This window comes from Paraglaciecola aestuariivivens, assembly GCF_052983255.1.
In genome coordinates this window covers 86,982-109,491 of record NZ_JBRKBA010000011.1, presented here as the reverse complement: position 1 = coordinate 109,491, position 22,510 = coordinate 86,982, and the positions used below count along the sequence as shown (strand labels likewise).

General features: G+C 40.3%; 23 protein-coding genes, 1 tRNA gene and 1 rRNA gene. 15 read left to right on the top strand and 10 right to left on the bottom strand.

Going from position 1 to position 22,510, the window contains the following annotated elements; all coding sequences use genetic code 11:
- Positions 1–228 precede the first annotated feature (228 nt).
- Positions 229–344, top strand: a 5S ribosomal RNA gene (gene rrf / locus ACVCDT_RS14720).
- Between the two features lie 768 nt (positions 345–1,112).
- On the opposite strand, the gene gpsA is transcribed toward rrf, so the two are convergent.
- The 4 genes from gpsA to ACVCDT_RS14700 are packed head-to-tail and all read right to left on the bottom strand — an operon-like array spanning position 1,113 to position 3,363.
- Positions 1,113–2,111 carry an NAD(P)H-dependent glycerol-3-phosphate dehydrogenase gene (gene gpsA, locus ACVCDT_RS14715; RefSeq protein WP_447133549.1) on the bottom strand — a complete coding sequence of 333 codons (999 nt, stop codon included), beginning with the start codon at positions 2,109–2,111 and terminating at the stop codon, positions 1,113–1,115.
- A gap of 16 nt (positions 2,112–2,127) precedes the next feature.
- Positions 2,128–2,643 (bottom strand): protein-export chaperone SecB, encoded by a 516-nt coding sequence (secB, locus tag ACVCDT_RS14710; RefSeq protein ID WP_447133548.1) that lies wholly within the window; start codon positions 2,641–2,643, stop codon positions 2,128–2,130.
- 21 nt (positions 2,644–2,664) lie between these two features.
- Complete coding sequence (gene grxC / locus ACVCDT_RS14705) at positions 2,665–2,922, bottom strand: glutaredoxin 3 (protein WP_447133547.1); 258 nt, start codon at positions 2,920–2,922, stop codon at positions 2,665–2,667.
- 15 nt (positions 2,923–2,937) lie between these two features.
- Positions 2,938–3,363, bottom strand: coding sequence for a rhodanese-like domain-containing protein (locus ACVCDT_RS14700; RefSeq protein WP_447133546.1), 426 nt, complete (start codon positions 3,361–3,363; stop codon positions 2,938–2,940).
- Positions 3,364–3,619: 256 nt separating this feature from the next.
- On the opposite strand from ACVCDT_RS14700, the gene gpmI reads away from it, so the two are divergent.
- The 5 genes from gpmI (at position 3,620) to ACVCDT_RS14675 (ending at position 8,626) form a co-directional block, all read left to right on the top strand.
- The gene (gene gpmI / locus ACVCDT_RS14695; protein WP_447133545.1) at positions 3,620–5,152 is read left to right on the top strand and encodes a 2,3-bisphosphoglycerate-independent phosphoglycerate mutase; all 1,533 of its coding nucleotides are present in this window, start codon (positions 3,620–3,622) and stop codon (positions 5,150–5,152) included.
- Between the two features lie 80 nt (positions 5,153–5,232).
- Positions 5,233–6,309 carry a murein hydrolase activator EnvC family protein gene (locus ACVCDT_RS14690; RefSeq protein ID WP_447133552.1) on the top strand — a complete coding sequence of 359 codons (1,077 nt, stop codon included), beginning with the start codon at positions 5,233–5,235 and terminating at the stop codon, positions 6,307–6,309.
- Between the two features lie 93 nt (positions 6,310–6,402).
- On the top strand, positions 6,403–7,164 hold the full coding sequence (locus tag ACVCDT_RS14685; RefSeq protein ID WP_447133544.1) for a divergent polysaccharide deacetylase family protein: 762 nt from the start codon (positions 6,403–6,405) through the stop codon (positions 7,162–7,164).
- Between the two features lie 9 nt (positions 7,165–7,173).
- Positions 7,174–8,115 (top strand): DUF808 domain-containing protein, encoded by a 942-nt coding sequence (locus ACVCDT_RS14680; RefSeq protein ID WP_447133543.1) that lies wholly within the window; start codon positions 7,174–7,176, stop codon positions 8,113–8,115.
- A 106-nt stretch (positions 8,116–8,221) separates the two neighbouring features.
- Positions 8,222–8,626, top strand: a complete 405-nt coding sequence (locus tag ACVCDT_RS14675) for a MerC domain-containing protein (RefSeq protein ID WP_447133542.1) — start codon at positions 8,222–8,224, stop codon at positions 8,624–8,626.
- On the opposite strand, the gene ACVCDT_RS14670 is transcribed toward ACVCDT_RS14675, so the two are convergent.
- The 4 genes from ACVCDT_RS14670 to rsgA all read right to left on the bottom strand — a co-directional run bounded on the left by ACVCDT_RS14670 (position 8,623) and on the right by rsgA (position 12,230).
- A complete protein-coding gene (locus ACVCDT_RS14670) occupies positions 8,623–9,321 on the bottom strand; it encodes a glycerophosphodiester phosphodiesterase (RefSeq protein WP_447133541.1) in 699 nt (232 codons plus the stop codon). The two genes, ACVCDT_RS14675 and ACVCDT_RS14670, sit on opposite strands and share 4 nt — an antisense overlap.
- Before the next feature lie 6 nt (positions 9,322–9,327).
- On the bottom strand, positions 9,328–10,194 hold the full coding sequence (locus ACVCDT_RS14665; RefSeq protein WP_447133540.1) for a DMT family transporter: 867 nt from the start codon (positions 10,192–10,194) through the stop codon (positions 9,328–9,330).
- Positions 10,195–10,200: 6 nt separating this feature from the next.
- On the bottom strand, positions 10,201–11,061 hold the full coding sequence (asd, locus tag ACVCDT_RS14660; protein ID WP_447133539.1) for an archaetidylserine decarboxylase: 861 nt from the start codon (positions 11,059–11,061) through the stop codon (positions 10,201–10,203).
- 134 nt (positions 11,062–11,195) lie between these two features.
- Entirely contained in the window at positions 11,196–12,230 is a 1,035-nt protein-coding gene (gene rsgA, locus ACVCDT_RS14655) for a small ribosomal subunit biogenesis GTPase RsgA (protein WP_447133538.1), read from the bottom strand.
- Between the two features lie 124 nt (positions 12,231–12,354).
- Here rsgA and orn point away from each other — a divergent pair, with 124 nt between their 5' ends.
- The 7 genes from orn to ACVCDT_RS14620 all read left to right on the top strand — a co-directional run bounded on the left by orn (position 12,355) and on the right by ACVCDT_RS14620 (position 17,921).
- A complete protein-coding gene (gene orn, locus ACVCDT_RS14650; RefSeq protein WP_447133537.1) occupies positions 12,355–12,900 on the top strand; it encodes an oligoribonuclease in 546 nt (181 codons plus the stop codon).
- A 151-nt stretch (positions 12,901–13,051) separates the two neighbouring features.
- A tRNA-Gly gene (locus ACVCDT_RS14645) sits at positions 13,052–13,126 on the top strand.
- A gap of 361 nt (positions 13,127–13,487) precedes the next feature.
- A complete protein-coding gene (locus ACVCDT_RS14640) occupies positions 13,488–13,976 on the top strand; it encodes a DUF4442 domain-containing protein (protein ID WP_447133536.1) in 489 nt (162 codons plus the stop codon).
- A 228-nt stretch (positions 13,977–14,204) separates the two neighbouring features.
- Positions 14,205–14,576, top strand: coding sequence for a MaoP family protein (locus ACVCDT_RS14635; RefSeq protein WP_447133535.1), 372 nt, complete (start codon positions 14,205–14,207; stop codon positions 14,574–14,576).
- Between the two features lie 201 nt (positions 14,577–14,777).
- Positions 14,778–16,496, top strand: a complete 1,719-nt coding sequence (locus ACVCDT_RS14630) for an acetolactate synthase 3 large subunit (protein WP_447133534.1) — start codon at positions 14,778–14,780, stop codon at positions 16,494–16,496.
- Complete coding sequence (ilvN, locus tag ACVCDT_RS14625; protein WP_447133533.1) at positions 16,496–16,993, top strand: acetolactate synthase small subunit; 498 nt, start codon at positions 16,496–16,498, stop codon at positions 16,991–16,993. Before ACVCDT_RS14630 ends, ilvN begins: the two co-directional genes overlap by 1 nt.
- A 337-nt stretch (positions 16,994–17,330) precedes the next feature.
- Entirely contained in the window at positions 17,331–17,921 is a 591-nt protein-coding gene (locus ACVCDT_RS14620; protein ID WP_447133532.1) for a hypothetical protein, read from the top strand.
- 63 nt (positions 17,922–17,984) lie between these two features.
- Here ACVCDT_RS14620 and ACVCDT_RS14615 read toward each other — a convergent pair whose 3' ends face one another.
- Together ACVCDT_RS14615 and ACVCDT_RS14610 are read right to left on the bottom strand one after the other, a co-directional pair.
- The gene (locus tag ACVCDT_RS14615; RefSeq protein WP_447133531.1) at positions 17,985–18,563 is read right to left on the bottom strand and encodes a thymidine kinase; all 579 of its coding nucleotides are present in this window, start codon (positions 18,561–18,563) and stop codon (positions 17,985–17,987) included.
- 73 nt (positions 18,564–18,636) lie between these two features.
- Positions 18,637–20,607: a putative bifunctional diguanylate cyclase/phosphodiesterase gene (locus tag ACVCDT_RS14610; protein WP_447133530.1), complete on the bottom strand. Its 1,971-nt coding sequence runs from the start codon at positions 20,605–20,607 to the stop codon at positions 18,637–18,639.
- Positions 20,608–20,820: 213 nt separating this feature from the next.
- Between ACVCDT_RS14610 and ACVCDT_RS14605 the strand changes: the two genes are divergently transcribed.
- Together ACVCDT_RS14605 and ACVCDT_RS14600 are read left to right on the top strand one after the other, a co-directional pair.
- Complete coding sequence (locus ACVCDT_RS14605) at positions 20,821–21,075, top strand: DUF3081 domain-containing protein (RefSeq protein ID WP_447133529.1); 255 nt, start codon at positions 20,821–20,823, stop codon at positions 21,073–21,075.
- 562 nt (positions 21,076–21,637) lie between these two features.
- The gene (locus ACVCDT_RS14600; RefSeq protein WP_447133528.1) at positions 21,638–22,468 is read left to right on the top strand and encodes a LytR/AlgR family response regulator transcription factor; all 831 of its coding nucleotides are present in this window, start codon (positions 21,638–21,640) and stop codon (positions 22,466–22,468) included.
- Positions 22,469–22,510 lie beyond the last annotated feature (42 nt).

The window sequence follows — 22,510 nt, the reverse complement described above, 5'->3', positions numbered from 1 at the left end:
ACGTGGTTTTGCTGACAATGTATCTGCTCGCTAAAGTTAAAAGCGAGTGATAAACGATAAGGTGATATAAGAAACTATAAAGCGTGTATAGAGTGACAAGACAACATCATAAAATAGAGTAAGTTAAAGACACTCTTAGATTCGATTATTTGCTAGCTCAAACAATGAGTAGCATCAGCTTTTACATATTGATTTATTGAGTAAAAACTCGATAGATAACAGTTTTTGTCTGACGGCCATAGCGATACGGTCCCACCTGATCCCATTCCGAACTCAGAAGTGAAACGTATTAGCGGCGATGGTAGTTTGGGGTTTCCCCATGCGAGAGTAGCACACCGTCAGACTCCCATTCTAAGAAAGGGCTAACCGAAAGGTTGGCCCTTTTTTTTATGCATTCAACCAGCTTGGCAGTAAGACTAAATAGGACTTTCTATACAGTTTTTGTCTGGCGACAATAGCGATGTGGCCCCACCTGACTGGAAGGCCAGCCCCGCCCATTCCGAACTCAGACCAGTAACTGGAAAGATAAAACACATTAGCGGCGACCGGTGACCGGCGCAGGGATAGTTTGGGGTTTCCCCATGCGAGAGTAGCACATTGCCAGACTCCCATTTAGAGAAAGGGCTAACCGAAAGGTTGGCCCTTTTTTTTATGTCTAAAATTTCAGTTTATTTTTCTTAGTGATTTTTATTTGAAGTAGTCAAATATTGTGTATTCCATACACCTATATGCTGATATGCAAACATCTATGTTTGGCTGTAAAGCTTACTGTTGTAGTGCTGCCGAAAGGCTTATTTTAAACCTTCTGTATAACCTTCCCTTAGTAGTTACATAAGTTGTATAGCGCTGATATGTTTTCTAAGCCACTTTTACTAGCACAGCAAGGTTGTTCTAAGCGTGGTTCTTAAATCTTGGCAGAAAAGCTCTAAGAGTTGGTAGGCATTAGTTTAGTATTAGGCTGCAAGCAGGTGATAGGCAGTTTTTAGTGTGTTTTATTTAATGAGAGTATTAAATAAGTCACTATGGAATGAAGAGAGTGGGTAGGGGACCTGAATCAATTGATCTTACTCTGGGGGATATTAAGCACACACAGAGTAGGATCAACAATATTGCTAAGACTCAGTTTTTTGACTGCGGCCCAATAAAGTCAATGCGGCTTCTTTAGCTGGTTTATTGTTATACAGCACTTCATAGACTTGCTCGCAAATTGGCATTTCTACTTGTAAACGCTTACATAAAATGTGCACTTCTTTGGTGTTTCTATAGCCTTCTACAACCTGGCCAATTTGAGCCATGGCGGTTTCTGTGTCTAATCCTTCACCTAGGGCTAAACCAAAGCGTCTATTGCGCGATTGATTATCTGTACAGGTTAAAACTAAGTCTCCTAATCCCGACATACCCATAAAGGTATTGGGGTTGGCACCTAATTCTACGCCTAGGCGAGTTAACTCGGTTAGGCCTCTGGTGATTAACGCTGTACGGGCATTTGAGCCAAAGCCTAAGCCATCAGCTAAACCTGCAGCTATAGCGATAACATTTTTAACTGCGCCACCAAGCTGAATGCCAATAAAGTCGTCATTTCGATAGACTCTAAAAGATTTTGAACAATGCAATTTGTTAGCAAAGTCATTGGCCAGTTCTTCGTCTGTTGAGCTTAAAGAAATAGCCGTTGGTAAGCCTGCTACCATTTCTTTGGCAAAAGTAGGGCCAGAAAGAGCAGCAAAGGCTATGTGGTTACCTAATATATCTTTGGCTACTTCTTGCAATAGTCTACCTGTTTCAGGCTCTAAGCCTTTAGTCGCCCATATCAATCTATGATGAGCTTGTAGGTAAGGTTTAATCTCTTTTAGGGTGTCGGCAAAGGCATGACTAGGAACAACAACTAAGATATCTTGACTCTGAGTGACTGCAGTTTGCAAGTCGGCTTCTATACTGAGGCCATCAGGAAAGGTAGCGCCAGGCAGATATTTACTGTTGGTTCTGGTGTTGGCCATATCAGCCATTTGTTTTTGATCTCTGCCCCATAACAGTGTGCTTACACCATTTCGAGAAAGGCAAAAAGCAAGGGCGGTGCCATACGACCCCGCCCCTAATACACAAACTGAATTCATTGTGGTAATGACCTGTTTATGCGTCTAGTTTTTGTGGAGCTTGTTCTTGCGCCTGTGCTTGTTCAGCTCGCTTTTGCATGTAAGCAGCAAAAATAGCGTTGAAATCAACTGGTGCTAAGTTAAGCGGAGGGAAAGTTCCACGATTAACTAAGTTAGAGATAGTTTCACGAGCATAAGGGAACAAAGTGTTAGGGCAGAAAGCACCAATCATATGTGCTTTATTTTGCTCAGGCATGTCGCCAATTGCAAAAATACCTGCTTGCTGAACTTCACATAAAAAGCCTGTTTCTTCGCCAACTTTAGCGGTAACTGTTACCGATAAAACCACTTCAAACAAGTTATCACCCATAGGTGTACTTTTTGTATCAAGATCTAGTTGAACTTCTGGTTTCCACTCTTTTTGAAACATAGCCGGAGAGTTAGGTGCTTCAAAAGAAATATCTTTGGTGTAAATTCTTTGAATTGAAAATTGAGGGCCTTGTGCCGCTTCAGGCTGCGCTGCAGCTTCGTTTGGTTGATTTTCGTCAGCCATGGTACTTCCTTAAATGAGTTATTAGTCAGCTAATAAACTGTCTAGTTGGTTTTTTGCTTCTAATGCAAACAAGTCGTCACAACCGCCTACATGTATGTCTTTAATAAATATTTGCGGAACAGTGCTCTTGCCATTTGCTCGCTCGATCATTGCGCTACGTAATTCTGGCTGAATGTCGATTTGTATTTCGTTAAAGTGTACTGCTTTTTGTGCCAATAATGCCTTTGCTCTATGACAGTAAGGGCAATGACCTTTAGTATAAATGTCTATTTTACTCATGACTATTGCCTAAGTTTACTTATTTAAAGGTAAGCTTGCGCTTTGCCACGCACCAATGCCGCCTTTTAATATGGAAACATTTTCAAAACCGGCTTTTTGCATTTGCGATGCGGCGCGTTTTGAAGTCATGCCCATAGCACAGACTACAATAATGGGTTTATCTTTATATTTTTCAAGGGAGCTAAAGTCGCCTTTGTTCACTGCTTCTGTTTTAATTTGTTTAGAGCCCAAAATATGGCCTTTTTTAAACTCAGCAGCAGGGCGAATGTCTACAACCACAGCATTTTCTTTATTAATTAATAAAGTGGTTTCGTGGGTATTGAGTTCTTTTAATGATGACAACTGACTTGCCACTGTCGAATATATTAAGGCGCCTAAGAGCGCAACAAACAATCCAGACAATATATAATGGTTAGTGACAAATTCTACCATTTGATCCATAACAAATGATCCTTACCTGTAGTACTTAAAAACGAGGGCAAAGTATATAGATTTTGCCAACATAAACTAGTCTTTGTCGGCACTCATCGTATTAACATGGAATAACTTATTGTTATCCATTTGTTTTTTTACGCCGATTAAGCCGTGACGCGCATGGATACTCAGGATAATATTGTAGGAATTAATGCTTGCCCTTCTCTTATCTTAGGCTGCATTAAGTTAATTTTGATTAAACTGTTTAACTGTGGGGAAATTCATGAGTCACACCAAAAAAACAACGGCACTGATTATTTTAGACGGCTGGGGACATCGTGAGGAACAAGAAAGCAATGCTATAGCACATGCTAATACCCCAATTTTAGATAATTTATATGCAAACCACACCAATACTCTTATTTCGGGCTCTGGATTAGATGTTGGTTTGCCCCCTGGTCAAATGGGAAATTCAGAAGTTGGCCACGTAAATTTGGGTGCAGGTCGAGTTGTGTATCAAGACTTTACCCGTGTAACTAAAGCCATAGAAGATGGCGAATTTTTTGAAAACACGGTTTTGACTGAAAACTTAGATAAAGCCATTCAAGCAGGCAAAGCCATACACGTTATGGGGTTGTTATCATCAGGCGGTGTACATAGCCATGATGAACACATTTTTGCCATGCTAAAATTAGCCGCCCAAAGAGGCGCCAAAAAATTGTATCTACATGCCTTTTTAGATGGTCGTGATACGCCGCCTAAAAGTGCCAAAACGCCACTAGAAAATGCAGACCAAGTATTTAGCGATTTAGGGGTAGGAAAAACTGCCAGTATTATTGGTCGTTATTACGCCATGGACAGAGATGCCCGTTGGGACAGAGTAGAAGCTGCCTATAATTTGATTGCTCATGCAAAAGGTCAGCATCAAGCATCAAGTGCAGTAGAAGCGTTAGAAGCATCCTATGCACGTGAGCAAAACGATGAATTTGTGCAAGCTACTGTGATTGGCGATGCGGTACCTTTAGAGGAAGGTGATGCCTTGTTCTTTATGAACTTCCGTGCTGATCGTGCCAGAGAAATAAGCCGTGTGTTTGTCGAGCCAGACTTTAAAGAGTTTGATAAAGGCCAACATATTAATCTCGCGGCTTTTGTGACTTTAACCCAATATGCAGAAAGCATAAAAGCGCCGGCGGCATATCCACCGGTAGCCTTAGTGAATGTTATGGGAGACTGGTTGGCTCAACATAACAAAACCCAACTGCGAATTTCTGAAACTGAAAAATACGCCCATGTTACGTTTTTCTATAGTGGTGGCCGAGAAGAAGTATACCCAGGTGAATCGCGAATATTAATTCAATCACCCAAAGTGGCTACCTATGATCTACAACCAGAAATGAGCTCTGCAGAACTGACAGACAAACTCGTTGAGGCTATTGATTCAGGTGAGTTTGACGTCATAGTGTGTAATTACCCTAATGGCGACATGGTTGGGCATACAGGTAATTTTGACGCAGCTGTAAAAGCTTGCGAAGCAGTTGATAGTTGTATTGGTCGAGTAGTAGAAGCTATCGGTCGCAACGGGGGTGACTGCTTAATTACTGCTGATCACGGTAATGCTGAAAAAATGCAAGATGAGCAAACAGGTCAGGCTCATACTGCGCATACTAGTGAGTTAGTGCCCTTTATTCATGTTGGACAAAAGTCTACAGCCAGAGAGGGCGGAACATTAAGCGATGTGGCGCCAACTATGTTGCATTTAATGGGCATGCCACAACCACCAGAAATGACGGGCAAACCTATAGTGACAGTAGCTTAGGTTTGAGCTTGGCATACCCACAAAGTAGTAAGCAAGTTGTTAGTCTGCGATTAGCAACTTGTTTATTCTGTATCCTAAGCGTGCTGTTTTCTGCCCAAGCCCAGCAACAATCTGATCTCGAAAGCATTCAACTACAAATCAAAGCCAAACAAGCGCAGATAGAAAAAGAGTTAAATAAAGCCAAAAAGTTACAACAAGACCTTAAAAAGGTTGAGCTAGACGTTGCCTTAGCGGCCAAAAAACTGAATTCAACTAAAGCATCGCTCAAGCAAAATCGTGCTGAGCAAAAACAGCTCAGTCAGCAACAAAAAGGTTATTTAAATTCGCTAGAGCAACAAAAATCGGTATTGGCTAAGCAAATTCGAAGTGCTTATATGACTGGCAATTACGAATTCGCCAAAATGTTACTTAATCAACAAGATGCGGCTAATTTTGAACGGACAATTACCTACTATCAATACCTAAATAAAGCCCGCAAGGAACAAATTGATAGTTTTAATGCGTTAATATTGCAATTACAACAGGTTAACGCGAAGCTGCTCGACAACCAGCAGCAATTAGTAAAAATCCAAGCTGAGCAAGTCAATCAGCAAAACGCCTTGCAAGCCAGTTTGACCGAAAGGGAAGCGACTCTAAACCAGATCCGCAGCACCATTGAATCAGAAGAAGCGCAAATAGCACAACTGCAAATCAACGAAAAAAACTTAGCTGAAGCATTAGCCCGGGCCCAACAACAAGCCAAAAAACAAAACATACAGCTAGATGGGTTAAGTGCGCTAAAAGGGCGCTTATTAAAGCCGGTTAAAGGCACCCTAAGAAAAATGTTTGGCCGCTTTAGACAAGGGCAAGTTAAATGGAAGGGCGTAGTTATTTATGGCACTTCAGGTGATACAGTGGTAGCAATTCACGATGCTAAGGTTTTGTATTCAGATTGGTTACGAGGTTTTGGTTTAGTGACGGTTTTAGATCATGGTGACGGCTATATGAGTTTATATGGGCACAATCAAGCCCTACTTAAACAGGCTGGTGAAACGGTTCAGGCTGGCGAAGCCGTGGCGTTATTAGGGCAAAGTGGTGGGCAAAGCCGCCCCAATTTATATTTCGAAATAAGGCATAAGGGGGTACCTATAAACCCTACACTATGGTTAAAGTTATAATTTTTAGCACCATTTACTTAAGCCAAGTCTAGTAAAAATCTTAAGGCGGCATATAATCAAATCGTCATGCAAAATATAATAATAATAACAATTATGCGTTTAGCCCTGTTAACTGTGCTGTGTAGCTTATTCTTTAAGGCCAATGCTGCGCAAATCGCGTTAATTATCGACGATATGGGCAATAATAAAAAAGATGCAGTAGCATTTGCTTTGCCTGCTAAGGTCGCTTTAGCGATTTTGCCCAATAAACCGCTTTCTACGCCTTTTTCTTCTCGTGCTGCAGCGCAAAAAAGAGATGTTATTTTGCACATGCCAATGGAATCGCTGGCTGGTACTAACCAAGAGCAACATGCGTTGTTGGCGACTATGCCACCACAACAAATTATTCAAACATTAAAAAACGCCTTATCTACTGTACCTCATGCAATGGGGGTAAATAACCATATGGGCAGCCGCTTAACCCAATTAACAATGCCTATGTCTATCACCATGGAATATTTATCGCAGCAAGGCTTATTTTTTGTAGATAGTCGTACCACTAAATTCAGTAAAGCTGAGCATATAGCCAAACAAAATGGGGTGTTAAGCACTAAACGTAATGTGTTTCTCGACCATACCCCTAGCTTAGTAGAGATCGATAGGCAATTTCATCGGTTGCTACGATTAGCTAAAAAGTACGGTTATGCAGTGGGTATTGCCCATCCTTATCCACAAACTCTTGCTTATTTAAAACAGCATCTTAATAACCTAGAGCAACATGGCATCGAGCTAGTTAAGTTAACCGAGTTGTTATCTGCTGGTGAAGCATATGCTAATCAAGCGCCAAAAAAACCAACCGACACCACAATCTTATAAGGAAAACTTATGCCAGGCGCTAATTTGCTCGCCTTAATCGATGATATTGCCAGCATTCTAGATGACGTAGCAGTGTTATCTAAAGTGGCGGCTAAAAAGACGGCTGGGGTGTTAGGTGATGATTTAGCGTTAAACGCGCAGCAGGTATCTGGGGTGCAGGCAAGCCGCGAGTTGCCTGTGGTGTGGGCAGTGGCCAAAGGATCCTTTCTTAATAAATTAATATTAGTGCCCTCGGCTTTATTAATTAGCGCTTTTATGCCTTGGTTAATTGTGGTGCTGATGGTAATTGGCGGCATCTATTTATGTTTTGAAGGCATGGAAAAATTAGCGCATAAATTTTTGCATTCCAAACAAGACTTAGCGCAGCAACAAACACAGAAACTTGCAGCAATAGCTGATCCTAATGCAGATCTGGTGGCGCTCGAAAAAACCAAAATAAAAGGCGCTATCAGAACCGATTTTATTTTATCGGCAGAAATTATTGTGATTGTTTTAGGGACAGTGCAAGAAGCGCCTTTTTCAACTCAAGTGTCTGTGGTCTCGTTTTTAGCCTTGGCCATCACTGTTGGGGTATATGGGTTAGTGGCTGGCATAGTAAAACTAGATGATGCAGGATTATATTTATTAAGAAAATCAGTCTCTGGCAGCTTTAATCGCCTGCAGCGTGGAATAGGTCGAGCATTATTAATCTTAGCTCCTCTATTAATGAAAACCTTGGCAATAGTAGGGACTGCCGCCATGTTTTTAGTAGGAGGTGGTATTTTGGTGCATAGTTTGACTTGGTTGCATCAGCTTTTGTTGCCAGTCATTGAAATAGCCCAGTCAATTGACTATTTAGGCTGGTTGTTCCCTATTTTGATTGATGGCGTAATTGGCTTATTAGTTGGAGCCATAGCATTAATTTTGTATCAATTAACTAGCAGGCTTTTTCATTCTCGGTCTGCCGACTGACCAGATATGTAATTTGAGTGAAATATCCCCATAAAATGATCCACAGTACTTGAATCTTTCATGAAATGTTATAATATAACGTCAAATCATTTTAGAGCTTTAGTAGATGCAAGTAAATCAAGAAAAAACGCTGTTAGACAGACTCGGCATTTGGGCCTCGAGTTTGTGTGCGTTGCATTGTTTGCTGCTACCTATTCTTATTCCTCTAGTGCCTTTTGTTGGGGCTTCATTTTTTGCACAAGACTGGTTTGAAAGAAGTATCTTGTCGCTTTCCATGATCATTGGCTTTTGGGCATTGTTTTCTGGGTTTTACCGCTATCACCGTCAGCTTTATCCTTTATATAGTTTGGCTTTAGGTGGACTAATTTATTGGAACAAAGACATGTTTGGCGAGGCCTACGAACCTTTTACTATTGCCATAGGTGCTTTCTTAATTGTGGGTGCGCATATAGTTAACTTAAAGCTATGCCAAAACTGTCAGTCTTGTGACTCGGGTTGCGAAAGTAGCTAACCTGCCTGTTGTAAAACCTTTCTAGCATGGCCGGGGTTGTTGCAAAACACGCCGTCAACCTTCCAGTCTTTTAATTGCAGCAAATCTTCAGCTTCATCTACCGTATACACAAACAATTTTAAGTTGCGTTGTTTGGCGTCTTGTACAAAAGCAAGATCTAAAAAAGCAAAATCAACATTCACTGAATAGGCCATGAGTTGCTGGGCAAACTGTGCATAGTGCAGGGGTTTAGAAGCAGTCAAGGCGCCTACTTTAACCTGTGGGCAAAGCTGCTTAAATTGCTTGAGTAGCGGATGATCAAAAGAAGAAACAATAAATTGTGGTAAACTAAAGTGACAGTGTTGAATAGCTTGCTCAATGCACTTTTGTACTAAATTTAAATTTTGTACCTGTTTAATTTCGATATTGACCAAACAACGCCCATCAATTAGAGATAATACTTGCCAGAGAGTAGGAATGCTCTGCCCCTCGCCCGCATCTAATGCTTGTAACTCGGCTAAACTATAATTGCGTAATAACTTAACCCCATTGGTGGTTCTACTAACCCTTTGGTCGTGGATCACCACCAACTCATTACCTAACTGCTGTACATCTAGTTCTATGCCGTCACAGCCTTGGTTTAAGGCTTTTTGCATGGCTAACAGGGTGTTTTCAGGTGCCACAGCACTGGCACCTCTATGAGCAAAAATTAGCACTGTAGGTTACTTTTGATGAAGTTTCTGTGCGTTGATAGTTTCATAAATTGCGGCACAAATCACTATCATTCCACCCACTAAGGTTTGCCATCTAGGTTGTTCGTCTAACACCAATATTGCTAATGACACTCCATAAAGCGGCTGCATACAGGCAACTAATGAAAAGGTTTTAGCTCGTAAATGTTTTAAGCTAGCGGCAATTAAGGCGTGGGGCACAGCAGTTAAAAATATCCCCAGAACCACTAATCCTAAATAGGTTTCTTGGCTGGCCTTAAATACTTGGTCGCTGGCAAAAAAACTTAACGCTAAAAATATCACTAAGGTTTGGTAGGCCATAGCATGTGCCCCTGAATAATGGGCGAAGTGTTTTCTGTGCACTAGGTTTCTAAAGGAATATAAAATTGCCGATAGCACGCCAATCAGCACACCTAAAGTAATGTCATTCTCTAAGGATATTTCGGGGACGATTAAATAAATGCCAAAAAGTACGGCTAACGCGCTTGCAAGGTCCTGCCAAACTAAACGGATGCCCTCAAAAAAAGGTTCTAACAATACCGTCATCACTGGAAAGGTAAAAAGCGCTATCATCCCCACAGAGACAGACGAGTACTGCATAGCGGCAAAATAGCTCACCCAATGCGCTGCCATTAATAAGCCCAAAAATATTGCCACTATGTAATCTTTATTGCTATTTAGGCGAATTGAGCCTTTAAACATTTTAACAATAATAAACAACATAACGCAGGCAACTATCGCTCGGCCATAAGTAATGTCGAGAGCGGAAAGTGGTAATAATTTAGAGAATAATGCCGTTGCACCCAGCAACATCATGGTGATGTGCAGCGACCACAAACTCTGTTTAACTTTATCCATCTTAGATTAAGCGCTTATGGTAGCGAATTCTTCACCAAGGCGGGTAATATCACCCTCAGCTAAGTCGGCAAAATCCAGCGCGTCTGCTTCAAAACAGGCCACTATGGTCGAGCCCAATTTAAATAAGCCCATTTCTTCGCCTTTTTTCAGACTAACTGCATGTTCGCCTTCAGTAGGATATTGCCAATGTTGTACATTTTTACCAGTAGGCGGCGATACTGTGCCAGCCCAAATGGTTTCTATGCTAGCTACTATGGTTGCCCCAACTAACACCATGGCCATTTTTCCTATCTCAGTTTCAAAGATAGCTACAACTCTTTCGTTGCGAGCAAATAACCCTGGCACCCTTTGGGCGGTAAGTGGACTCACTGAGAATAATTCGCCTGGTACATACAACATATCGGTTAGCTTGCCATCAATAGGCATATGAATACGGTGATAATCTTTAGGAGATAAATAGATAGTAGAAAATTTGCCATTTAAAAATGGCTTGGCTAATTCTGGTTTGCCGCCCAATAAGGCCGTTAAACTATAATTGTGCCTTTTAGCTTGAAATATAGAGTCAAAGTCAATGTCACCCATCTGGCTCACCGCACCATCAACTGGCAGCGCTAGTTTATTTGGTTCTTGGCAAATAGGTCTTGCGCCTTCTTTTAACTCACGGGTAAAAAATGCATTGAAGCTGGCGTAAGACGCAGGATCACTGTCTTTAGCTTCTGACATATCCACTTTAAAATGTTTAATAAAAAGTTTGATTAAAGCTGTGGTTAGTGCCCCCGCTTCAGCCGCAGCAAGCCAGCCAACTAAGCGTGACAAAAGGTGTTTAGGGGTAATGTATTGCAAGGCAATTTTTAAAGAATCAAACAAAATGACATTCCTAATAATCTATTTTAGCGGGCCGAATTGTACCCTAATAATACTCGGTTTGCGTTTCAAACTAAGTTTAATAGGCTATAAGCTAGTAGATTTTTAAGGGTAGTAAGTGTGTTGATTTCTTTCCGCTAGACTTTAGTATGAGCTGGGCGAAGCTCGTCCATATTAAGCAAAATCTTATGGTAACTTTGATAGCGTTGTTGGCTGATTTTACCTTGGTCGACTGCCGCTTTTATCAAGCAACCAGGGTCATTGGCATGTTTACAATCGCGAAACTTGCAGCCACCTAAGAAGTCTCTAAATTCTTTAAAACCATAAGTTAAGCGTTCAGCCGGTAAATGCCATAAGGCAAATTCACGCACCCCAGGAGAATCTATTAGGTCGCCACCTGCTGGAAAGTGCAACAACTTAGCTGTGGTGGTGGTATGTTGACCTAACCCAGAGTTATCGGAAATGGCACCTATTATTTCATCGGCTTCGGGCAGCAGGGCGTTAATTAAGCTCGACTTACCCACCCCAGATTGACCAACAAACACACTGATTTTGTCTTTTAAACAAGCAGAAAGCTGCTCTAAACCAGCCAAAGATTTACAGCTGGTATAAATGATTTGATAACCAATATCGCGGTAGATTTGCAGTTGCTGTTCTACTTGCTGGCGTTCTTCGGCAGATAATAGTTCAACTTTGTTAAGCAAGATAACTGGGGTAATTTCTACATCTTCAGCGGCAACTAAATAACGATCGATAATATTCAGCGACAAACTCGGAATAACCGAACTGACGATAATAATTTGGTCTATATTGGCCGCGACAGGTTTTACCCCATCGTAAAAATCAGGGCGAGTTAATACAGATTTTCTGTCTTGTACGGCTTCAATAATGCCGCTAATAGTTATGGAAGGATCTTTGCCAGGACGGAACAATACATGATCACCACACACTACGCTCTTGATTGTTCTGCGCATATGGCAGCGGTGAATATTGCCGGCCTGATCTTCTATATCAGCGTGTTTACCAAAACGTCCAATTACCCGTCCACTTTGTTGCTCGCCAAATTGATTATCTTCACTATCTGAGGATGAATGCGTATTTGAAAGACGCTTAGAACGGTTTTCTGAAACTTGTCGGGATTGACGTTTGGTTAACTTGGGTTTTTTAGCCACGTGATCTTTACTGTATTTATATCAATATCTAGTATCATGTTAACGTCACAAGCGGCGGATACCAAATTTTTAATAAAATTCCGCCGTAATTATTGCTTATCGCCCAAAAAAATTAGGAGCCAAGATGCCCATTAATAATGACAACCTAGTATGGATAGATATGGAGATGACGGGTCTTGAACCTGACACAGATGTGGTGCTAGAAATCGCAACTATAGTGACAGATAAAGAACTTAACATTTTAGCTGAAGGGCCAGTTTTGGCTATCCATCAATCTGATGAGGTGTTAAATGGCATGGATCAATGGTGCATAGACACCCATGGTAAGTCGGGATTAACAGAGCGCTGTCGAAACAGCACTGTGACTGAACAACAGGCGGTAGAACAAACCATAGCCTTTTTGCAAGACTATGTTGAGGCGGGCAAGTCTCCACTTTGTGGCAATACCATAGGGCAAGATCGTCGATTTTTAGTTAAATACATGCCTCAATTAGAAGCATATTTCCATTACCGAAATATAGATGTGAGTACAGTGAAGGAATTAGTCAGACGTTGGAAGCCAGAATTATTAGATGGTTTTCATAAAAAAGGTGTGCACTTAGCCCTTGATGACATTCGTGAATCTATTGCAGAAATGGTGTACTACCGCCAACACGTATTTACCATCTAAAACAGCTTTATTGCCTGTAATTTCATCAAACAGTCAGGTTTTATAAAAAAAATCTGACTATTTTAATCTTAGGGCTTGCATAGCCATCTTATTTTTGTAAAATGCGCGTCCGTTTTGAGGAACCACACTTAAAACAGCAATAATTCATTATGCGGGAATAGCTCAGTGGTAGAGCACAACCTTGCCAAGGTTGGGGTCGCGAGTTCGAATCTCGTTTCCCGCTCCAATGTTTTCTCTCAGAGTACTATCAGCTCAGCAAAAAATATTGAAACGACCCCAAAGGGTACGCGACAACTGCCGTTGCAGGTATCGCATCTTGTTTCCCGCTCCAATGATACATATCAGAATATTATCAATTCAGTAAACAATATTGAAACGACCCCAAGGGGTACGCGACAACTGCCGTTGCGGGTATCGTATCTCGTTTCCCGCATCAAACTATTTAGCAAGTTATAACAAAAACTTTTTATCTCATTCTCAATCTTACAGCTAGTGCCTTATTCAAGCTTTGCTTTTTGCTTGAAAAACATTGCTATTCGTTAACTAGCTATTCATAATTGCAACTGGTCAAACCAGAGAGTGTTGCTATGCCTGTTTCAAATCCCTTGCGCAAATATGTAGATACAGTTAACTCTTATCCTTCTTGGTTGAGTCGGCGTTTATTAACTTGGTTGTTTAGATACAAAGTAAAATTGGCGGGCACCACAGGAATAGAAGTCTTATCAACAGATGGTAAAAGCGCGGTTTATCGGCAAAAAAATCGCAAAAAAGCGCAAAACCATATTGGCAGTGTGCACGCTGCGGCTATGGCGCTTTTAGCCGAGTCTTGTACTGGTTTTGTGGTAGGGATCAATTTACCCGGTGACAAACTGCCGCTAATTAAACGCATGGAGTTGAATTACGTTAAGCGAGCAACTGGAGACATGCAAGCAGTGGCCAGCTTAACCGACGAGCAAATAGCCTTGTTGCAAAGCACAGACAAAGGCGAGGTGAATGTTCAGGTAACAGTAACAGATGCTGCAGGTGTAGAACCTATACAATGCACTATGATTTGGGCATGGATCACTAAAGGCTAAGCTGGTTTGTAGGCTTTGTTTTGCTCTTTATAAAAATATTCCTCAGCTTATTAAATAGTAAGTACAACTCAGTATAAAAAATTCTTCGAAATTTAGTTGACAGATTTTAGTTTTAAATTATAAAGCTAGTTGAAATTGCAAGTGGGTAGGCCTAACCAGCCTATGGGTAAGCTTAATTTAGCTTATATTGATATTAGTCTAGTTGTTAACTATTTTGTGGATGTCGTTATGGCAATACTTACTCGAGAATCTTTAAATAAACGAATTTTCAGTGATGCAAAAAATTATCCCTATGGCTTTTCGCGCTCTGGAGATTTTTCAATTAGTGAAAGCAAAGCCCTAGCTCAATACGGTTGCTTAATTGCTGCTTTAGTTGATGGGCAAATAGAACCAGAAACAGAGGAAGATCAAAACTTATTGGCCGCTGCTTTTGGTAAAAAAGAGCCAGAAGGTGCCACCGAAAAAGCTTGGGTTAAATATCAAAAGCGTATTAATCGACCTAAGTTAGGTAGTTTTTATGGTCGTCATAAACCTATTTCTGTGGATGATGACGATGACAGCATAGAGCAAGATGATTTAGAAGTTGAATTAGACGATTAATCAACAACGCTCTTAGTTTTTTGGTTTTCTATCCTATTTTCAGCGTTCTTGCTGTGAATAATTAGAATGTATATCCCAATATATCAAAATGTTGGGATATATATCTCTCTTTTCTGGTTGATTGTGTTTTATATTCCCTATTACCCGAGTATAGTAATTTTTAATATTTAATATTTAATATATATATCTGGAGTAATTCTGATGGAGATGATGTCGGGTGCCGCAATGGTGGTGCGAGCACTAAAAGATATAGGGGTAACCCATGTATTTGGATACCCTGGTGGCGCGGTTCTTGATATTTATGATGCACTTTATGTGCAAGAAGATGTTAAACACGTGCTCGTCCGTCATGAACAAGCTGCAGCACATATGGCCGATGGATATGCCCGTTCTACCGGTAAAACCGGTACGGTGTTAGTGACCTCTGGTCCTGGGGCTACCAATACTCTTACGGGAATAGCTACAGCTTTTATGGACTCTATCCCTATGGTGGTGTTGTCAGGCCAAGTGCCTTCTAAACATATTGGTGAAGATGCGTTTCAAGAAACCGACATGGTGGGTTGTTCAAGACCCATAGTTAAGCATAGCTTTTTGGTAAAACGAGCGGTGGATATTCCCGATGCTATAGCCAAAGCCTATTATATTGCTAACAGCGGTAGACCAGGGCCGGTAGTAGTAGATTTACCAAAAGATATAGTGAATATTTCAGATGAACATCCTTATGAATTTCCAGCCAGTGTGGCCATGCGCTCGTACAATCCTACGGTTAAAGGGCACAACAAACAAATCAAAAAGGCCGCCAAAACCTTATTAGACGCAAAGCGCCCAGTTTTATACGTAGGCGGCGGCGCCATTGCTGCTAATGCCAGTGAATTGGTTACCCAGTTGGCCGAAAAATTACAAGCGCCTGTTACCTCGACATTAATGGGCTTAGGGGCGTTTTCATCTACTCATGAGCAATTTGTTGGCATGTTAGGTATGCATGGCACCTTAGAAGCTAACAAAGCCATGCATAACGCAGATTGTATTTTAGCCTTAGGGGCTAGGTTTGATGATAGGGTAACCAATAACGTAGATAAGTTTTGCCCACATGCCACAATTATTCACGTGGATATAGACCCTGCTTCCATTTCAAAAACTGTGGCTGTGCATATTCCTGTGGTAGGCAGCGTAGATAAAGTAACGGAACAAATATTACAACAACTACATGGCATTAAGGCAGAAGGGCAAAAGGCTAAAGTGGCTGACTGGTGGCAACAAATTAACCAGTGGCGTAAAAAACAATGTTTGGTGTACAAAAAAGATAGCAAACTTATCAAGCCACAAGAGGTGATTGAGTCGTTATATAAACATACTAACGGCGACGCTTATGTGAGCTCAGATGTAGGGCAACACCAAATGTTTGCTGCTTTGTATTATCCATTTGCCAAACCTAGGCGTTGGATTAATTCTGGTGGGCTTGGCACTATGGGCTTTGGTTTGCCTGCGGCCATGGGCGTGCAAATGGCACATCCCGATGCGGTTTCTACAGTAGTAACAGGTGATGGCAGTATTCAAATGAATATTCAAGAACTGGCTACCTGTATGCAATACCAACTACCTATAAAAATCATTTCGTTAAATAACCGCGCTTTAGGCATGGTACGTCAATGGCAAGATATGATTTACAAAGGGCGTCACTCACATTCTTATATGGACTCAATGCCCGACTTTGTAAAACTTGCTGAAGCTTATGGGCATATTGGAATTAAGGTGACTAAACCTGAAGAATTAGATGAAGCCATGGCTAAATGTTTTGCCGCCAAAGATCGATTGGTGTTTATGGATATAGAAGTTGACCAAAATGAGCATGTGTATCCAATGCAAATTAAATTTGGTGCCATGGATGACATGCGATTAAGTAAAACGGAGCGTACCTAATGAGAAGAATTATTTCGGTATTAATGGAAAATGCCCCAGGCGCGCTTTCTCGAATAGTAGGATTATTTTCTCAACGTGGTTTTAATGTTGACTCACTTTGTGTGGCGCCTACAGATGATAAAAGTTTATCTAGATTGACCATAGTGACAGTGGCAGATGACAAAGCCATTGAGCAAATCACTAAACAGGTGAATAAGTTAATAGACGTGTTAAAGGTGTCAGATTTAACCGATGGTAATCATGTAGAACGTGAATTAATGCTGGTTAAAGTGGCCACCCGTAGCGAGTTAATACGAGCAGAAGTTAAACGCAATGTAGACATCTTTAGAGCGCAAATCGTTGATGTAGATGCCTCGAATTATACTATTCAAATTACCGGCACTAGCGATAAACTCGATGCTTTTTCTCACACTTTGAGCCAAAGCACAGAGATTTTAGAAGCGTCAAGAACAGGAGTATGCGGGTTAACCCGTGGAGAAAAGTCACTTAGGCCTTAGTTTAGCCTGTCTAAAGTGTTAATTTTGTTTACATCTTTCAATGAGATTTAATTGCAAAAAGCCTGAACAAGGCTTTTTGTAATTAAATAACCAACAATTTTAGTTTTAAATTTCACCCCTCTATATCAAAAAAGCATATCCACTTGCGGGTTTTTTCTTTAAAAAACAACGGTTTGCGTATCGATCTTGTTTGCTTTGTTAATCGTTTACAAATGGTTAAATATAAACAAACAGAAATAAAACAACATATTTTTGTAATTAAATTACAATTAATGGGTCAGTTGCAATGAGTAGCTGGCTTGTTTTTCTTTAATTATGATAAATGTGAGGTGTAACAATGAAAACACGAATTCTTACCACAGTCTTGTTAACTGCAACGCTGTCAATGAGCGCGTCAGCATCAATGAAAAACTCAAACAAATTTAAATTTGTTGGAGATACAGAGTATGCTGGCCTGTGTAAAGCTGCAGCTACCAATGATTTGCACAAGTTCAAAATAAACCTTAAACAACAAAGCTTTCGTTTAAATACTAATCAAGGGCAATTGTTAAGCTGGTTAGCTAATGCGGATAGTTTTCAATGTGCAGGTCAAGGTATAGTCGCCTTTGCTCAGCAACGTGGTTCAACTGACGTTGCTAACTACATAACGGGTGAAAACGCCAATGTTGAAGTGGCTTCAAGCAAGCAATATCGCTTTGTGGGTGACAATGGATTTAAGAACTTTTGTAAATCTGCACTAACCAACAGTGTGAGTTTGTTCAAGTTAGCTTTAAATAAGCAAATTGGAAATTTAGGTATGTCTAAAAAGGATGTGCTTAATAAAGTATTAGAAGCCGATAACGTAACCTGCAACGGCAAAGCCTTAGGTGAGTTCTTTGAGCAGCAAAAAGCCAGCAGTGTTTTAGGTTATATTGCTGAAAATCAATAATGTTTTGGCTTAATTAACAAAAGCAAACCCAATCACTGAGTTTGCTTTTGTTACTCTGTTTGATTAAGACCAAACCAGCTCAGCAAAATGTTGACGACACATAGATTCATATCTATCGTTGCCCCCAACTTCAACTTGTGCCCCTGCTTTAGCTGCTTGCCCACTCTCATCAATTCTGACCACAAAAGTTGCTTTACGACCACAATGGCAAATGGTTTTTAATTCAATTAGTTTGTCTGCCCAAGCCAGCAAATAACGGCTACCTTCAAAGGTTTCGGCTAAAAAGTCGGTACGAAGCCCATAGGCTAATACTGGGATGTCTAGTTGATCTACCACATACACTAGTTGTTTAACTTGTGACTTAGTTAAAAACTGTGCTTCGTCAATAAATAAACAGTTCACTTTACCTTTGGCTAGTAGATCTTCAACAGCCGCTCGCATGTCTGTGTCTGGCGTATAAAGATGAGCTTTTGATTCTAAGCCAATACGCGAGGCGACTTTTCCTTGACCAAACCTATCATCTAGCGCAGCAGTAAAAATTTCAGCTTTCATGCCTCTTTCTGCGTAGTTGTAGGCTGATTGTAATAAAGAAGTGGATTTGCCCGCGTTCATTGCAGAATAATAAAAGTAAAGTTGCGCCATTATCGCTCTCGTTGCCCAAAAAACTCTATTTTGCCCTGAAAAACCACAAATTAATATGGCAAATTTGTTTGTTTTATTTGATTTTGTTTTGGGTTTTTATGGGGTTTTGCCATTCATGCAATTCGTGGTTAGGCATAGGTTTGGCAAAATAATAGCCTTGTAAATAATCTACGCCCATAGCCGCCAGTGCTTGAGCTTGTTCTTGGCTTTCTACCCCTTCAGCAATGGTTTTGTAATTTAATTCTTTGGCAATAAACAAGGTGGCGCGAATAATGGCTTCTCCTGTGCTTAACATATTATCTACAAAGTATTTGTCGATTTTTACGTAGTTAACTGGCAGTCGTTGCAGTTGCGATAAAGACGAATAGCCTGTGCCAAAATCATCGATAGACACGGCTATATTGCGGGCTTGGATCTGTTCGAGTTGCCTTCTAACTTTCACTTGGTTTTCAATAAAGGTGGATTCTGTTACTTCTAAATGCAAACGCTCAGGGGGTAAACCACTGCTTTGCAAACACCTATCTAACAAGCGGATAAAACCATCGTCCATTAGCTGAATAACCGACACATTTACCGATACGGCTGCCTGTTGATTATGTTGCCAATATTTAGCGTCTAAACAAGCACGATTTAATACCCAGGCTCCAATTTCTTTTATTAAACCGGATTTTTCGGCTAAAGGAATAAATACATCTGGCCCAATAAAACTTTGGTTAAACTCCCATCTTAACAATGCCTCAAAGGCCCAGGAAACATTGTCTTTGGCACTTTGAATGGGTTGATAACACAGAAATAACTGTTTTCGTTCAATCGCATGTTGCAAACCTTCTAAGATTAATTGTGAAGATTCGACTTTTTGTTTTAGCTCATTGGAAAAAAGCCTAGGTTGGTTGTCCCCCAATTCTTTTTGTTCACACATAGTCAAATCAGCCAATTGAATAAGCTCAGTGGCCGAATGGCTATGCTTTGGCGCCATAGCTATACCTATAGAAGCGGTTAAATATAATTCGTTGCCGTTCACAAAAATGGGTTGGGCTAAGCTTTTGGCAATAGCCTTTGCAATAGACATGGCAGTGTCATCATTACTATAAGGCAGCGAGACTAAAAATTCGTCGCCATTCCAGCGTCCTGCACTGTTTTTATCAGCAAAGGCTAATAGCCTGTTACTCACTTGCAAAAGTACGTTGTCACCAACCTTATGCCCCATAGTGTCGTTAATTTTTTTAAAGCCATCTAGATCAATAAATAACAAAGCCAAAGAACTTTTATTATTAATCGACTGGTTAATTTGCTCTTTAAGCTGTCGAGTAAAGGCTTTTCTATTGTTGAGTTGGGTTAAGGGATCAAGGTTACTTAATTTGTATATTTCTTCAGTGCGTTTTCGTACTTCCGATTCTAAATCTACATTAACTTGGCTGAGTTCAGTTGAGCTAAGTTTTAGGGCTTGGTTAGTTTGATAAACCGTATTTTTTTCCTGCTGCATTTCATCCATTAAAACTTGATTCAAATTTTTAAGGTGAATCGCTTTGCGAGCAAAACTGGTGGTTTTAATGCACGACAACACCATAATTAAACAATAAGCCAAGCTTAACCAACCTAATAATTGTCTCTCTTCGTTGCTCGTAAAAATGCCCATTAGCGAAACCGGAACTAGCAATATTACTGAGTAACTAATGGCAAGAAAGCGGCTAGAAGATAAAAAGGACGCCGAACCACCCGCTAAAGCGGCAATAATAACAATGGCAAATAATAGCTCTATATCGCTCAGTTGATGGTAAAAATAGACTAGATAAAAAGACCAGGCACCAGCAGTTAAGATACAACCTAAGGCATATCTTACTAACCCAGCAAAACCTGTGTATAACGAATGACTACTGCGTAATTTCCATTCTATATAGTCAGCTAATCGCATCATCAGAATAAGATTTAAGCTGATCCACCAAATCATTTGACTAGGTTGAGGGGCGCTTTCTGCATGAATAAAAATCATCACAGTACTAGCAAAGGCACCTAATAAAATGCCTATAGTGCCATTGTCGTACAATAGCTTAGCGGCATCCAGATGCGATAGTTTTTGTACCTTGGTATTGTGTTTAATAGACTCGCACCTCAGAAAACCCCATATATTATTGAAAAACTTGTATTTATTAGAAATTGTTAACGTATTTTAAAGCCGATAAGTTCACTTTGAGTTAATCTAAACATAACTTTTCTAACTTCAATTGTAAGTTAAAAACTATATTTAGGGAGCTAGCAAATGAAAAATGACATTGATAGTAAATTCATTTTGAATGTGTTTGAAAAAATTCGTCAACAAGGCGAACAAAAAGATGGGCATTATTTTTTGCAAGGGATAAATGCCTACACAGATTTTGATGGCTACACCATTTTTTTAGAAGATGCCCTAGTACAGTTACGTTTTGGTTTTCATAATCAATATCATTTTGACTATGCCAAAGAGCAAGATCTCGAACAGTTTCTTAAAAAGTTAAAAGCTATTGCGGCAACCTAAACCCAATAAGTTGCGAATCACCTTAGCTAAGAATCGAATTGCAATAACAAATTGCGCTTAAAAGGCGCACTTAGCTAACGTTTTTGGCGTTTATCTCAACAAATCGTGCATTTATCACATTCACCTATGCAGTAATTTTTCACTGAATATACTTAGATTGTCGGAGTAGTGACCCGACCAATATATGTTTAACCCCGATTTACAAAACATGTATTGTTCCCTGGATTAAGTGAGGGCTGATGCTACAAAGCGCAGCCCTCATTTTTTTTTAATCTTTTTAAAATATGTATGCACTCATATTTTGTTACACCCCTCGTCTGCTTATCTTACCACCATGCATTTTGTCTCAGAATAGTCGGTTCAACGTCTAGCTAGGTATATCTTTGTTCAGGCGATTAGCTGTGTTGTGCCTTAGTCGCTGAATACTTAAAGCCGCCCATTGCAGAAACTGAACACTTTGTATGTAGGAGCCCTGAGTACTAATGAAAAAACCAGTTGAATCTGATTATAAAGATGCAATTACCAGTGTTGCTTTATTTTCTTGTACAGGTCCTAAAGCTCAATGAATAGGCAATTAACCGCCATAATAGTGGATGACGAGCCTTTAGCCCGTGAAGGCTTAATGTTGCGCTTAAGCACAGACACACGTTTTGATGTGGTAGCACAATGCGCAAATGCACAACATGCGTTAAAGGCCATTGAGCAATGGCAACCTGATATTGCTTTTATTGATATTGAAATGCCTGGCGCCTCAGGCATAGAGTTAGCGGCAGATATTCATGCACTAACAAATAATGGACTTAAGCTAGTGTTTGTTACAGCGTTTAAGGAATTTGCGTTAAATGCGTTTGAATTTCAGGCCTTTGATTATCTATTAAAACCAGTATCTGAAACTCGACTTGAGAGCTGTTTAACTAAATTAGTCGATACCTTTGGTACCCAAGAAGCCATGCAGCAACATCAAAAGTTAGACGAATTGCTTAGTCGAAAAACCGGTAGCTCGTTACAAGGCTTAATCCAAAATTTGGAACTATCTCATGGTGGCAGTTTACAAGAGTTGCAACACAGCATTTCTCTTAAAAGCGGCAGTGAATGGGTTAGAATGAAATTAGCCGATATCATCTGGATAGAAGCTGCCGGCGACTACATGTGCGTGCATACAATACAAGGCACACAAATTATTCGCAAAACTCTCAAGCAGTTTGAACAAGAACTCAATCCTAGATTATTTCCACGAATTAGCCGCTCAGCTATGATCAATATTGAACAATTACAAAAACTTACGCCAAATTCTAACGGCGAATATATGGCCAGCTTAAAGTCAGGTGAGCAGATAAAAGTCAGTCGTAAATACAAATTCAAACTTGATGAGTTACAAACTCAGCCAAACTGAATTTATTCGACTTCTTGAAAATTAACGCAGACACCTCAATAT